This is a genomic window from Streptomyces sp. NPDC041200 (genome assembly GCF_055591805.1).
The window spans coordinates 32,774-46,957 of record NZ_JBVIZF010000012.1 but is presented as its reverse complement, the minus strand read 5'-3'; the positions used below and the strand labels follow the sequence as shown (position 1 = coordinate 46,957).

General features: G+C 73.6%; 8 protein-coding genes. 6 read left to right on the top strand and 2 right to left on the bottom strand.

From position 1 onward, the window contains the following. Positions 1-211: 211 nt before the first annotated feature. Positions 212-1,912, bottom strand: a complete 1,701-nt coding sequence (locus ACZ6CL_RS24895) for a serine/threonine-protein kinase (RefSeq protein ID WP_468938922.1) — start codon at positions 1,910-1,912, stop codon at positions 212-214. Between the two features lie 502 nt (positions 1,913-2,414). On the opposite strand from ACZ6CL_RS24895, the gene ACZ6CL_RS24890 reads away from it, so the two are divergent. From ACZ6CL_RS24890 to ACZ6CL_RS24865, 6 genes are all read left to right on the top strand, one after another. Next, positions 2,415-6,128, top strand: a complete 3,714-nt coding sequence (locus tag ACZ6CL_RS24890; protein WP_468938919.1) for an FHA domain-containing protein — start codon at positions 2,415-2,417, stop codon at positions 6,126-6,128. A gap of 220 nt (positions 6,129-6,348) precedes the next feature. After that, on the top strand, positions 6,349-7,728 hold the full coding sequence (locus ACZ6CL_RS24885) for an ABC transporter substrate-binding protein (protein WP_468938916.1): 1,380 nt from the start codon (positions 6,349-6,351) through the stop codon (positions 7,726-7,728). Between the two features lie 23 nt (positions 7,729-7,751). After that, positions 7,752-9,122, top strand: a complete 1,371-nt coding sequence (locus ACZ6CL_RS24880) for a carbohydrate ABC transporter permease (protein WP_468938915.1) — start codon at positions 7,752-7,754, stop codon at positions 9,120-9,122. Then, a complete protein-coding gene (locus tag ACZ6CL_RS24875) occupies positions 9,119-10,000 on the top strand; it encodes a carbohydrate ABC transporter permease (protein WP_468938912.1) in 882 nt (293 codons plus the stop codon). The genes ACZ6CL_RS24880 and ACZ6CL_RS24875 overlap by 4 nt, the downstream gene beginning before the upstream one ends. Before the next feature lie 198 nt (positions 10,001-10,198). Beyond that, positions 10,199-12,127, top strand: coding sequence for a stealth conserved region 3 domain-containing protein (locus ACZ6CL_RS24870; RefSeq protein ID WP_468938910.1), 1,929 nt, complete (start codon positions 10,199-10,201; stop codon positions 12,125-12,127). Next, a complete protein-coding gene (locus tag ACZ6CL_RS24865) occupies positions 12,100-13,149 on the top strand; it encodes an FkbM family methyltransferase (RefSeq protein ID WP_468938907.1) in 1,050 nt (349 codons plus the stop codon). Before ACZ6CL_RS24870 ends, ACZ6CL_RS24865 begins: the two co-directional genes overlap by 28 nt. On the opposite strand, the gene ACZ6CL_RS24860 is transcribed toward ACZ6CL_RS24865, so the two are convergent. Then, positions 13,133-14,098 (bottom strand): serine hydrolase domain-containing protein, encoded by a 966-nt coding sequence (locus tag ACZ6CL_RS24860; RefSeq protein ID WP_468938905.1) that lies wholly within the window; start codon positions 14,096-14,098, stop codon positions 13,133-13,135. The genes ACZ6CL_RS24865 and ACZ6CL_RS24860 overlap by 17 nt on opposite strands. Between the last annotated feature and the right edge of the window lie 86 nt (positions 14,099-14,184).

Genomic DNA, 14,184 nt, shown 5'->3' with positions numbered 1-14,184 from the left:
CTACTGGCGCGTTGGGGGCATCAGACAGCGCCAACTGTCACTTCTGAGCGGAAAACACCCCTTGGATGTCGACAAATCACCTGACTCGGCGCATCGGTCGGGGTGTTGAGGGTGTGCCGAAGGGAGGCGGCGCGACGGCCTCAGCCGTGGGTCGGCTGGGGCCGCGTCAGTTCTCGCCTCGTCAGTTCTCGCCTCGTCAGTTCTCGCCTCGTCAGCTCGGGCCGCCGAGCGTGGAGATCCAGTCCTTGACCTCGGTGACCCAGGTCGAGACCGCGTCCCAGTAGCCCTTGCCCTCCGCGACCCAGTCCTTGAGCGGGGTCAGTTCCCAGATCAGCCAGGAACCGACGACCAGGATCAGGATCACGAACAGACAGCCCTTGAGGCACCCGAGCCCGGGGATCTTCATCCGGTTGGGGTTGGACCCGCGCTGCCGGGGCTCGCGGCGCGGCTCCGGCTGCTGCGGCGGCGCGTAGCGCTGCGGCTGCGGCTCCTGGGGGCGCTGCGGCGCCGGGGCGTACTGCTGCGGCTGCTGCTGTTGCTGGCGGCGCTGCTGACGGCGCGACGGCGGCGGCTGCTGCGGCTGGGGCTGCTGCGGCTGCTGGTACGGCTGCTGCTGGTACTGCTGTTGCTGATACTGCTGCTGTTGCTGCTGGTACTGCCCCGGCGGCTGCTGCGGTGCGGGGCGGTGGGGGCGGCGGCGCAGCGGGTCCTCGCTCGGGTCGAGGTACTGGACCTGCGTCTGCTCGTTGCGGTCGCGGGCCGCGGCCAGCTGGTTCTGCCAGGGGTGCGGATCGTCCTGGCCGGGGGTGCCGCCGGGCGGTACGGGGGGCATGGCCCGGGTGGGGTCGGCCCCGGGGGCGTTCGGGCCCGTGGTGGGGAGCACGTTGGTGGCGGCGGCCGGGTCGTACGAGGGCTGGTTGCCCGGCGCGTTCGTCGGCAGCACCTGGGTCGCGTCGCCCGCGTCCGTGGGGGCGGTGTCGGGGACCGGGGCCGGTGCCGGGTCCGGCGCGAGCAGCGCGGCGACGCCGAGGGCGGCCTCCGCCTGGGCGGCCGAGGCGTGCACGCCGATACCGGCGGCGACCACGCGCAGGCCACGGGCCAGGCTCTCGGCGCTCGGGCGCTCGTCCGGGTTCTTGCGCAGACAGCGCTCTATGACCGTCCACAGCGGCTCGGGCACGGTCGTGGGGCGGCGCGGCTCCTCGCTGAGGTGGCGGTGCAGCACCTCGAGCGCGGTGTTGCCCGCGAACGGCGGACGGCCGGTGACCAGTTCGTACAGCATGATGCCCGCGCCGTAGATGTCCACCGCGGACGTCTGCGGACGGCCCTCGGCGGACTCCGGCGCCACGTAGGCGGGGGTGCCCACGAACTCCTGGGTCCGGGTCAGACCGGGTGAGTCGGCGAGCCGCGCGATGCCGAAGTCGGTCAGCATCGGGTGCATCTCCTCGCCCTCGCCGGTGCCCGCGAGGAGCACGTTGGCGGGCTTGAGGTCGCGGTGCACGACGCCGTCGGCGTGGCTGGCGGCGAGCGCGTCGGCGACCTGCGCCATGAGGAGGGACCCGGCGACGGGCGTGAACGGGCCGTTGGCGCGCAGGTAGTGGTGCAGGTCCGGACCGTTGATCAGGTCCATGACGAGGGCGAGCAGATCGCCCTCGACGACGAGATCGCGGGTACGGACGATGTTGGGGTGGGTGAGGCGGAGCAGTACGGAACGCTCGCGGAGAAAGCGCATGACGATGTCCGCGTCGTTCGCCAGCTCCTCCTTGAGGACCTTGATCGCGACCGTCTCGCCGGGCTGCCCGGCCACGGCCGCCTCGGCGCCCGCCGTCTCCCGCTGGCTGGCCCGCCAGACGGTGCCCGTGGCTCCGCGTCCGAGCGGCTCCTCGAGCAGGTACTTGCTGCCTACCGGCCGCACGTGCGCTCCCTGGTCGTGGTCATATCACTTGCATCGCTTGCTGCATCGCTTGTACTGCCTGCCGTGCTCGTCCGCCCACTGTAATGGGGACGGACGAGGTGCCGTACCGATCACCGCTGATCACCGCTTGAGCGGGGCGCGACGGGGTGTGCCGGGCCGTCGCGAACCCCGGGGAAAGACGCGTGATCCGGGGAGTCGGTTGCCCACTCCCGTCCTCTTAACACAGCCGATCCGGTCCTGCTAACGCAGCGGATCCGGTCGCAATCAGCCAGTTTCGGCCGAGTAGCCGACCAATCAAGATCATGTGCCGCCGGGCGGCGGGCGAAGTGTCAGTGGCAGGTGCGAGGATGCACGCAGCACGGAAGCGCCGAGCGGCGGGGGGCTCACGCTCCGTGATCCGTACGACCCCGTACGGACCTGTACGTGCCGAAGCGCCTGGGGGCGAGACGGCGGGGTTGGCACCCCCGCCCGGCCCCCCGGACAGAAGGGACCGTTGACGGCGATGCAGATTCGGCTGACCGTCCTCGGGCCGCGCAGCGCCCACCCGGGCCGTTCCGGCCATCCTGCGCCCGCGCCGCCGCCGCATGCCCTCGCGGGCGCGGTGGACGTGCTCGTGACCGCTCCCGTCGGCACCGCCCTCGCCTCCGTGACGAGCGGCCTCGCCGCCGCCGTCGCCGCCGCCGGGCACGACGCCGGGGGCGGCACCGGCGCGGTCGTGGTCTACGCGGGCTCGGAGCGGCTCGACCCCCAGCGCTGCGCGCTCGGCGAGCCCCCGCTGGTGGACGGCGCGGTGCTCTCCCTCCACGCCCCGGCCGACCCCGACCACTACCCCGGCTACCCGGGGTACCCGGGCCTGCCCGAGGCGGCGGTGTCCGACGCCACGGTCCACCTGGACGTGATCGCGGGGCCCGACGCGGGCGGCGTCCACCTGCTGCACGGCGGCCAGGTCCGCATCGGCCGCTCCGCCGACGCCGATGTCCCCCTGGACGACCCGGACGTCTCCCGGCTGCACTGCGCCGTGACGGTCGCCGAGGACGGCCGGGTGACCATCGCCGACCTCGGCTCGACGAACGGCACCGCCGCCGACGGCGCCCCCGTCGGCCCCGACCCCGTACCGCTCGCGCCGGGCGCGCTGCTCCGGATCGGCGAATCCGCGCTGCGGCTGCGCGCCCCGGGGGAGGCCCCGTCCTCCCCCGCCCGCCTCCCCGCCCAGCCGGACGGCGAGGGCCACCTGAGGGTCACCCCCCGCACGGACGGCGTGGCCCACGCCAAGGGCCCCTGGACCGGCGCCCCCACCCCCCGCCACCCCGGCCGGGGCTGGACCCCGGTCACCCCCGCGGCACCCCAGGGCACCACCACGCACGGCACCGGCACGGCGGCAGCCAACGGTCCCACCGGACAGCCCGGCACGGCCGCAGGCCCCCGCCACGGCGAGCAGGGCCCCTGGGCCGAAGGCCACGCACCGTACGGCGACCCGGGCGGCCAGCCCGGAGCCCGCGAGACCCACGGGCGCGGTGGGCCGTACGGCAACCCGCCTGCCAACGCCGGGCAGCACACGCGCGACGGCGCGGCCGGAGGCCCCGGAGGCGGTGTACCGGGGCCCCGGTCCGGAGGCCCGGGAGCGGGCGGCGGCACGCCGCACGGCGGACCGCACAGCGCGACCGACCGGACCGGAGGCCCCGTCACGGACAGCGGCGGGCAGCCCGGAGACCCAGGGCGCGGCACGCGGGGCGACGCACCGTACGGCGCCCCGGCCGGAACCGGCCCGCGCCCCGGCGGGCAACCGGCGCTCGGCACCTGGGCCGGAGGCCCCGTCACGGACGGCGGCGGGCAGGGACTCGGGGCGCCCCGGGGGCCCCGCGGGGGGCGGGGGACGCCGTTGCGGGGGACCACCGTGCCGGAGGGGATCGGCGAGGCGGGGGCGGCGTATGCGTACGACGCTCCCGGGGCGCAGGTCCGGCGGCGGGGGATAGGGGCCTGGGTACGGCAGTTGACCGGGGGGCGGGGCGCGGACGAGCAGGGCATGGACGAGGCCGCGGGCGCCGAGGACCGGGCAGTGCGGGCGGCCGAGGAGGCCGCCGCGCTGCACCGGCGGTGGCCGGACCCCGCCGCCGTGCTGATGACGGCGCTGGGCCCGGGGCCTCGGCTGTGGGAGCGCGGGCCGGGCCACCCGGACGCGCTCACCGTGCGGCTCGGCTCCGCCGACCGGCTCTCCGGCGCCGGGGGGCTGCTGCCCGCCGCGCCGGTGACCGTCGATCTGCGGCAGGCGGGTTCGCTGGGGCTGGCGGGGCCACGCGGGCGGCTGGCCGGGCTCGCCCGGTCCGTCGTGGCGCAGCTCGCGGCGCTGCACTCCCCCGGCACGCTGGAGATCGTGCTGCTCAGCACCGAGGACCGGCCCGCCGAGTGGTCCTGGCTGGGCTGGCTGCCGCAGCTGCAGCCGTTGCGCGGGCAGGACTGCCGACTGCTGCTGGCGTACGACGCGGAGCAGGTGACGGCCCGTACGGCGGAGCTGACGCGGCGGCTGGACGACACCGCCGCGGGCCCGGCCGGGCCGTACACCGTGGTGATCGTGGACGGCGATCCGGGACCGCCCGCGCTGCGCGAGACGCTCGGGCGGCTGGCGGCCGGCGGGCCGGGGGCCGGGATTCACCTCCTGTGCCTGGCCGAGGCCCCGGCCGCGTCGCCCGCCTCACCGCTGTCGGTGAGCTACGAGACGGCGTGCGCGGCCTCGGCGGCGTTCGCGGCGTGCGAGGTGGCGGCGCTGCTGAGCGGTGATGTGGCCACCGGGCTGCAGATCGTGCGCCGCGATGCCGCCACCGGCGGCGCGGGCGTCCCCATGTGGGTGGCCGGGGCCACCACGGCGGCCACCGTGGACGCGGTGTCGGGGGCGTGGGCCGAGCGGTTCGCGCGGGCGCTCGCGCCCCTGCGCCCGGCCGCTTCCGGCCAGGGCGACGAGAGCGGCCCGGGGCGGCAGGTGGCGGCCCCGCTGCCCGACTCGGCCCGGCTGCTGGACGAGTTGGGACTCGCCCGGGCCACCCCCGCGTCGCTGCTGGCCCGTTGGGCGGCCGCGGCGGACGAGGTCCCGGCGGGCGGCCGGGCCCTCGCGGTGCTGGGCGCCGGGCCGCGCGGACCGGTCGCCGTCGATCTGGCGGCCGACGGCCCGCATCTGCTGATCGACGGCGGGGCGGGCACCGGCAAGACGGAGCTGCTGCGGTCGCTGGCCGCCTCCCTCGCGGCCGCCGAGCGCCCCGACCGGCTGGAGCTGGTGCTCCTCGACGGCGCGGGGGCGAGCGGCGGGGCGGAGCGCGGCGAGGGGCTGCGGGTGTGCACCGATCTGCCGCATGTGTCGACGTATCTGGCGGCTTCCGACCCGGTGCGGATGCGGGAGTTCGCGCAGGCGCTCAGCTCGGAGCTGAAGCGCCGGGCCGAGCTGCTGGGCCGGATGGACTTCGTCTCCTGGCACGCCCGGCTCCGGGAGGGTACGGGCACGAGCGCGTCCGGAGGCGCTCCCGCGCGGGTGATCGCGCCCCGTTCCGCCGGTGACATCGACCCACCGCCCAGTACGACACTCAGGCTGCGCCCCCAGCGCGGCCGCCCCGACCAGCACGACGAACCCGCGCGGGGCAGCGCCGAGGCGGCCGCCTCGCCCCCCTTCCCCCGACTCGTCGTCCTCGTCGACGACTTCGACGCGCTGGTGGCCCCGGCCCTCGGGAGTCCGGGCCGCCCGGCGGCCGGTTCGGTGGTGCGCGCGCTGGAGGCGATCGCCCGCGACGGCGCCCATCTCGGCGTCCACCTGGTGGCGGCGTCCGGCCGCCCGGACCGTACGGCGGACACGGCGGCGGTCGAGCGGGCCGCGCTGCGGATCGTCCTGGAACCCCGTCCGCTGGCGCCCGCCTCGTCCGAGCAGCCGGAAGGGGAGACCTGCGCGTCCGGTGAGTCCGGCAGCGAGCACGCCCCCGGCCGCGGCCGTCTGCTGGGCCCCGACGACGCCGCGGCGACCCCGTTCCAGGCGGGCCGGGTCACCGGGCGGATACCGCGCACCGCCACCCAGCGGCCGACGGTCGTCCCGCTGGAGTGGGAGCGGATGGGCGATCCCCCGGCCCGCCGCCCGCTGCGCGAACTGGGCAACGGGCCGACCGATCTGGCGCTGCTCGCCAGCGCGCTCCAGCGCGCCGCGCAGTCGGCGGACGCGCCGACGGCCCCCGCGCTGATCTGACGCCACCCGGGCAACCGGGGCGGGCGGGCCGCACCACGGCCCCCGCCCCGTCCGCCCGTCCATTCCCCTCGTTCGGTTCCCCCGTTCGGCGATCATCACGGCACGGTCACGACCGTGAGTGAACGCCGAAAACAGTATTGCCACGTTGGGTGACCGGGCGTAGGACTGTCGCACGGGACACGACCGCGCGCGAGGCGGTCGGCATCGGAGGGAAACGGGGATGCAGAAATCGCTTCGCAGGAACGGGAGCGGAAAGCGGAAGAAGCGAGCGGTACGCGCCGCGCTCGCCACCGCATCGGCGGGAGCGCTCGTGCTCACCGCCGCGGGCTGCGGCAACGACGACGGGGACACGGTCAGCGGCGGCCCGCCGCCGGTCACCGTGAAGCTGCCCAGCCTCAAGGGCCAGAAGCTCCAGGTCACCGCCGTCTGGACGGGCACCGAGCAGGAGAACTTCACCAAGGTGCTGAAGGAGTTCGAGAAGCGCACCGGCGCCAAGGTCTCCTTCGTGCCCAGCGGTGACGACATGGCGGGCTTCGTCGGCTCGAAGATCGCGGGCGGTTCCCCGCCGGACGTGGCGATGGTCGGCCAGGTCGGCGTCATGCGCGAATTCGCGCAGAAGGGCTGGGCGAAACCACTCGACACCGCCGCGAAGTCGGAGGTGAACAAGAACTTCGCCAAGGGCTGGCGGGATCTCGGCTCGTACGACGGCAAGCAGTACGGGGTGTATTTCAAGGCCAGCAACAAGTCCCTGCTCTGGTACAACACCTCGGCCTTCGACTACGCGGGCGCGAAGGTGCCGAAGACCTGGCGGGATTTCCTCGCCCAGGCCCAGCTGATCTCGGATTCCGGCACCGACGCGGTCGCGGTCGGCGGCCAGGACGGCTGGACGCTGACCGACTGGTTCGAGAACGTGTACCTCTCCCAGGCGGGACCGGAGAAGTACGACCAGCTGGCCCAGCACAGAATCAAGTGGACCGACCCGTCCGTCAAGAAGGCGCTCGAAACGCTCGCCCAGCTGTGGGGCGCCAAAGGCCTGGTCGCGGGCGGCCGGAGCGGCGCGCTGCAGACCGCGTTCCCGGATTCGGTCACCAAGGCGTTCGGCAACGCCGCCGAGCCCGAAGCGGGCATGGTCTTCGAGGCCGACTTCGTCGCGGCCAACGTCGCCGACGCGGGCGCGGAACTCGGCGGGGACGCGAAGGTGTTCCCGTTCCCGGCGGTGGGTGCCAAGCCACCCGTGGTGACCGGCGGCGACGTGGGCGTGGCGCTGAAGAACAGCAAGGCCGCGCAGGCGCTGCTGACCTTCCTGGCCTCGCCCGACGCCGCGACCATCTGGGCCCAGTCCGGCGGCTTCATCTCGGCGAACAAGGCCGTGAAATTCAGCGCCTATCCCAATGACCCGATGCGCGACATCGCCAAGGCGCTCATCGCGGCGGGCAATGACTTCCGGTTCGACATGTCCGACCAGGCCCCGGCCTCCTTCGGCGGAAAGCCCGCCCAGGGCGAATGGAAAGCGCTCCAGGACTTCCTCAAGAACCCGAGGAACGTGGAAGGAATCCAGCGCCAGTTGGAAGCCGATGCCGCCAAGGCGTACAAGAACTGACGACTCGACCGGGAGATCCACATATGTCGACCGCGACAGCGGGCGGCGCGGCCACACCTGGCCGGGCGTCGTCCGCCCCACCCGCCACCCCGCGCGTCACCAAGAAGAAGAGCGTCCTGGGCACCCGGCCGTGGCTGGCGGCGGTGTTCCTGCTGCCCGCGCTGCTGCTGCTCGGCGCGCTCGTCGTCTATCCGATCGGCTACTCCGTCTACCGCAGCTTCTTCGACGCGAGCGGCAACGGCTTCGTCGGCCTGGACAACTACACGGAGATGTTCTCCGACGACGCGACCAAGACGGCGATCAAGAACAACATCATCTGGCTGATCCTGGCGCCGACCATCTCCACCGCGCTCGGCCTGATCTTCGCCGTGCTCACCGAGCGGGTGCGCTGGGCCACCGCGTTCAAGCTGATCGTCTTCATGCCGATGGCGATCTCCATGCTGGCCGCGGGCATCATCTTCCGGCTGGTGTACGAACAGGACCCGGACAAGGGCGTGGCCAACGCCATGTGGGTGGGCGTGCATGACTCGTTCAGCGCCTCGCCGCCCTTCCCCGGCGCCCATCCGCGCCCGGCCGCCGGGCTGACGGAGTCGTCGAACGGCTCCTTCACCACCCGGGACACCGTCCGCGCCGGGTCCCCCGCCTCGATCCCGCTGGTCGCCGCCAAGCGCGACGACATCAGCGGCGCGCAGGACGCCAAGGCCGCGCGGCCCGAGGCCGGGAAGGTCACCGGCACCGTCTGGTTCGACTTCACCAAGGGCGGGCTGGGCCAGCAGGGCGCCATCGACCCGGGCGAGAAGGCGATGTCCGACCTCAAGATCGAGGCGGTCAAGGACGGCAAGGTCGTCGCGAAGACGACCTCGGCGGCGGACGGTACGTACACCCTCCCCGCCAAGGCCGAGGGCGCCCAGCTGCGGCTGCCCTCCTGGAACTTCTCCGCGCCGTACAACGGCATCGACTGGCTCGGCCCGTCCCTCGTCACCCCCGCCATCATCGGCTCGTACGTCTGGATCTGGGCGGGCTTCGCCATGGTGCTCATCGCGGCGGGGCTGGCGGGCGTACCGCGTGAGCTGATGGAGGCCGCGCGGATGGACGGCGCCAGCGAGTGGCAGGTCTTCCGGCGCGTCACCGTGCCGCTGCTGGCGCCGGTGCTCTCGGTCGTCGTCGTCACGCTGATGATCAACGTGATGAAGATCTTCGACTTGGTCTACATCATCGCACCGGGCCCCTCGCAGGACGACGCCAACGTCCTCGCCCTCCAGCTCTTCCAGTCGTCCTTCGGGACCGACGTCAACCAGGGCCTCGGCAGCGCGATCGCCGTCCTGCTGCTGTTGCTGGTGCTGCCCGTCATGTTCGTCAACATCCGCCGGATCCGAAGGGAGAGCCGCCGATGACCAGCGCGGACACGGTCGTACAGGCGAAGCGGTCCCTGATCGGGCGGATCGCGGAACGCGCCGGGGGCGGGCTGACGCAGGTCGCGCTCGTCCTCATCGGCCTCTTCTGGCTGATGCCGACGGCGGGGCTGCTGCTGTCCTCCCTCCGCGACCCGTCGCAGGTGGACATCTCGGGGTGGTGGAAGGTCTTCAGCGATCCGTCGCAGCTGACCTTCGACGCGTACGACAAGCTGCTCAGCAACCAGCTGATCACCGACTCGCTGTGGACCACCCTCGCCATCACCGTCCCGGCGACCCTCCTGGTGGTCATCATCGGCGCCCTGGCGGGCTACGCCTTCGCCTGGATGGACTTCCCCGGCCGCGACTGGTGGTTCCTGATCGTCGTCAGCCTGCTGGTCGTCCCGGTCCAGGTCGCCCTGATCCCGGTCGCCAAGCTCTTCGGCGAGATCGGCATCTTCCAGACCACCACCGGCGTGGTGCTCTTCCACACCGCCTTCGGCCTGCCCTTCGCGATCTTCCTGCTGCGGAACTTCTTCGCCGAGATCCCCCGGGAGCTGCTGGAGGCGGCCCGCCTGGACGGCGCGGGCGAGCTGCGGCTGTTCTTCCGCGTCGTCATGCCGCTGGGCGCCCCGGCGATCGCCTCGCTCGGGATCTTCCAGTTCCTGTGGGTCTGGAACGACATGCTGGTCGCCCTGATCTTCGCGGACAGCGGCAACCCCCCGATCACGGTGGCCCTGCAGCAGCAGGTCCGTCAGTTCGGCAACAACATCGACATCCTGGGCCCCGGCGCGTTCGTCTCGATGGTCATCCCGCTGGCCGTCTTCTTCGCCTTCCAGCGCCAGTTCGTAGCGGGCGTGATGGCAGGCGCGGTGAAGTAACCCCGAGGGGCTTCCCTCCGCCCCGCCCCTCCCCGACCCCGGGGAGGGGCGGGGCGGGGGAACCCGGCCGCCTGCGGAAGCGCTGGGCCGAATGGGGGCAGTTTGGGGATGTCCGCCATGGCGGCACCCCATCCCGGCGGCGTTCAGATGATGGTGTGAGGAACCACCCGTACCGCGCCGCCCGCCCCAGGACGCACGATGCCCCTCACCGCACCGCCGCCCGCCGCCCCCCGCCCCCCGTCGTGGCTTGCCGATCCGCCCCTGGTACGCGGCTACCGGCGTACGGTCCCGCTGCGGATCCGTCGCGCGGTCATCGCCCTGACCGGGGCCGAATTGCGCCGCACGGCCATGCGCGGGCTGGGCCGGATGTCCACCGCCTCCGGTGCGCTGCGGCTGCGCTGGGCGCGGCGGCGGCTGGGGCGGCTGGTGCGTACGGGGCTGCTGTCCACACCCGGCCGCATGGTGATCGCCGACGACCGCGGCACCCGGATCGCGACCGTCGTCCCCGCTCCCACCCCGCTGTTCGCACGCGCCGAAAACCTGCGGCTGGTGTGCGAGGCGCTGGACCAGGCGCGGCTCGATCACTTCGTCATCCGCTGCTACAGCAACGTCGCCTCCGCCGTGGGCGTACGGGCGGACCAGCGGGCCGAGGTGGTCGCCGCGCTCAGCGCGCTGTGCGCCCGGGAGGCGGGTTACGTCTCGCCGCCCCCGCGCCGGAAGGGCGGAAGGGGCGGGGCGGACCCGCTGCGGCTCGGCACGGCGGCCCGCGCCTGGCGGCCGCTGGCCGCCGAGCCCGTCGTCCGCTTCACCCGCTTCCACACCACCCCCCGCGGGGACCTCGTCCTGGGCTCCTCGCACGGCTGCGACATCGAGTTCTGGGAGCGCGGCCCGGCGGACGGCCCGGCGGAGCGCGGCCCGGCGGACGGCCCGGGAATCCCGGAACCGAACGGCGCGCACCTCCTCCACGCGCCCCGCCCCAACCGCACCACCGCCTCCGTCCCGCTCGCGGGCGACGCCGTACGCGCCCCGGACGAGATGTTCACCCGACTCGCCCCGGCCGCGGGCTGGGCCCCGAACCGCCTCGTCCGTACCCGGCCCGAGTTCACCACCCGGCTCCCGGACGACGTCCGCTTCCCGATCGACGTCGTCTACACCTGGGTCGACGGCTCCGACCCGCAGTGGCAGCGGCGGCGCGCCGCCGTAACCGACGAAGAGGGGGCCGCGGGCTACCACGCGCAGGCCGCCAACGCCGCCCGCTACGCCAACCGCGACGAGCTGCGCTACTCCCTGCGCTCACTCCACCTGTACGCCCCCTGGGTACGCCACATCTACATCGTGACGGACCGCCAGGTACCCGCCTGGCTCGCGCTCGACCACCCCGGCATCACCGTCGTCGACCACCAGGACATCTTCGACGACCCGAGCGCGCTGCCCACCTTCAACTCGCACGCCATCGAGACCCGGCTGCACCACATCAAGGGCCTCGCCGAGCACTTCCTCTACTTCAACGACGACGTCTTCCTCGGCTCGCCCGTCACCCCGCAGGACTTCTTCCTCGCCAACGGCGTCACCAAGTTCTTCCCCTCCCGCGCGCTGATCCCGCTGGCCCCCGCCGACCACCTCGACGTCCCCGTATCGGCGGCGGGCAAGAACAACCGACGGCTGCTGGAGGGCCGGTTCGGGGCGACCGTCACGCAGAAGATGAAGCACACCCCGCACGCCGTGCGCACCAGCGTGCTCGCCGAGATCGAGCGGGAGTTCCCGGGCCCGATCCGGGCCACCATGGCCAACCGGGTGCGCTCCGCCTCGGACATCTCCCTGCCGTCCTCGCTCCACCACTACTACGCGTTCCTCACCGGCCGCGCGATCCCGGCCCAGCTGCGCTACGACTACGTCGACCTCGCCCGGCCCGCCATCCACAACCAGCTCGCGCGACTGCTGCGAACGCGCCACTGCCAGGCGTTCTGCCTTAACGACACGGTCTCCTCCGAGCACGACCTGGCCGGTCAGCTGGCCCTGCTCCGCCCCTTCCTCGACGCCTACTTCCCCGTACCCAGCCCGCTGGAGCGGGCCGTCACCCGACAGGAGGCGCGGCAGCCATGCCCCTCGCCATCACCCTCCCGCTGAACCCGGACGTGCTGGCCGCCAGCGGCCCGTACCCCCGCGCCCTCAACGTGCTCAGCCGCAAACAGACCGCGGTGCAGCGGCAGTTGCGCCGCTCGGGCCTCGCGGGCTACGAACCCACCACCCAGGCCACCCTGCTGGCCCTCGCCGGAGCGGCCCCGGCGGGCAGCGCGGTGTACGACATCGGGGCGCACATCGGGCTGTACTCGGCCCTGGTCGACGCGATCTACGGCCACGGCGGCCCGCACACCAGCGGCCCGCGCACCATCGCCTTCGAACCCACCCCGCAGACCGCGGCCCTCTGCCGCCGCATCCGCCACTGCAACCACCTCGACTACGAGGTGCAGCAGACCGCGCTCTCCTCCGAACCCGGCGCCGCGGAGCTGTACTTCTCCCATAAGTCGGAATCGTCGAACTCCCTCAACCCGGCCCACCGCGAACACTCCGAGTCGGTGACCGTCCCGGTCACGACGGTGGACGCCTTCACCGAGGACCGCGGTCTCGTCCCCCACCTCATCAAGATCGACGTCGAGACCTACGAGGCGGCCGTCCTCACCGGCGCACTCGCCACCATCCGCCGCCACCGCCCGTGGATCATCTGCGAACTCCTCCCCAGCGCCGACCACGACACCCTCCGCACCGCCCTGGCCCCCCTCACCGCCATGGACTACGGCCTGCACCCGATCACCCCGGAGTCCCCCTGGCAGCGCTACGACGAGACGACGTATCAGCAGGCGGTCAGCCCCCAGTCCCGCGACTGGCTCCTGGCCCCCCGCCCGCTCGCCCCGGCCTTCCACCGCGCCATGCGCCGCTGGCTGATCGCGATCCTGGCCTGCGACGAGACGACGAACCTCCTCACCCCCGACAAGGCGTCCTTCCCGTACGCCTGGAACGCCCCCTACCGCCCGCGCGCCCTGAGCCCGGCCCTGACCCGCCTGTCCGCCGCCGCGGCCCGCGCCCGCCGTTTCGCCTTCCCCGCCCCCACGCCGCCGGTCACCACTCCGCCGGTCACCACGCCGCGCTGACCGGCCCAGGTTCAACGGCCTCCGACACCGTGACGAGAAGCCTCTCCACCTCGGCACCCCAACGGGAACTGATCACCAGATCGCGAGCGGGATCGACCCACAGCAGATGGCCACCGCCGTTGCCCCGGGCGCAGCGCCCGGTGGCCGGGGCGGTCGGCCATACGGTGCGGTGGTCGTTGAGCCACCAGGACAGCCCGTAGTTCGGCTTGACCGGGCACGGCGTCCACATCTGCTCGATCCAGCGAGCGGAGACGATCCGGTCCCGCCCCCAGCGGCCGCCCCGAAGACACAGCTGCCCGACGCGGGCCAGATCGAGCGCGTTGATCCACAAGCCCCCACCCCAGTGGGCGCCCCCGGAGACCACCGGCACCCGGGTGCCGTCGAGGTCCAGATACGCGTTCGCGTAGCCGTGCCAGGACCACGACGACGACGCGCCGATCGGCGCCATGACGCGCTCCCGCAGAACGTCCGGCAGCGCGCGCCGGAAGAGGACCGTGAGCGCCAGGGCGGTGAGATTCACCCGCACGTCGTTGTACGCCCACCCCTCACCGGGCGGCCCACCGGCCGACTCGGTGCCCTCCCGCGTGCTCTGCGCGTCGACCGCCGTCGGCTTCCCCCACAGTTCGCCCTCCCACTGGCTCGTCTGGTCCAGCAGATGCCGCCAGGTGACCGCCCGGCCATGCGCCCCCTCGAACTCCGGCAGCCCGACCCGCGCGGAAACCGGCTCGTCGAGGACCAACAGCCCCTCGTCATGAGCAACGCCCGCCACCAACGCCAGCACGCTCTTCGTCGCGCTGTACGCCATCTCCACCCGCGCCGGATCCCCCCACGACCCGATCACGACCCCCCGCCGCACCACGACCCCGCTCGCACCCCCGCCATCCAGCAGCGGCCCGATGACCTCCCGATGCGAGTCGTCGGCCACCTGCGCGGCGAGATAGGAAGCCATATCCCCCACCCCGGGAACCCCCCGCTCCCCCTGCCCCCGAACCGCCCGCGCCACAGCTCCCGCGTCCACGCCCTCCCACGGATCCC

Bases quoted from the DNA above. Each gene is read 5' to 3' on its own strand.
- ACZ6CL_RS24890 (WP_468938919.1), top strand. From the start codon at position 2,415: ATGCAGATTCGGCTGACCGTCCTCGGGCCGCGCAGCGCCCACCCGGGC.
- ACZ6CL_RS24870 (WP_468938910.1), top strand. From the start codon at position 10,199: ATGCCCCTCACCGCACCGCCGCCCGCCGCCCCCCGCCCCCCGTCGTGG.
- ACZ6CL_RS24885 (WP_468938916.1), top strand. From the start codon at position 6,349: ATGCAGAAATCGCTTCGCAGGAACGGGAGCGGAAAGCGGAAGAAGCGA.
- ACZ6CL_RS24875 (WP_468938912.1), top strand. From the start codon at position 9,119: ATGACCAGCGCGGACACGGTCGTACAGGCGAAGCGGTCCCTGATCGGG.
- ACZ6CL_RS24880 (WP_468938915.1), top strand. From the start codon at position 7,752: ATGTCGACCGCGACAGCGGGCGGCGCGGCCACACCTGGCCGGGCGTCG.
- ACZ6CL_RS24860 (WP_468938905.1), bottom strand. From the start codon at position 14,098: ATGGCTTCCTATCTCGCCGCGCAGGTGGCCGACGACTCGCATCGGGAG.
- ACZ6CL_RS24865 (WP_468938907.1), top strand. From the start codon at position 12,100: ATGCCCCTCGCCATCACCCTCCCGCTGAACCCGGACGTGCTGGCCGCC.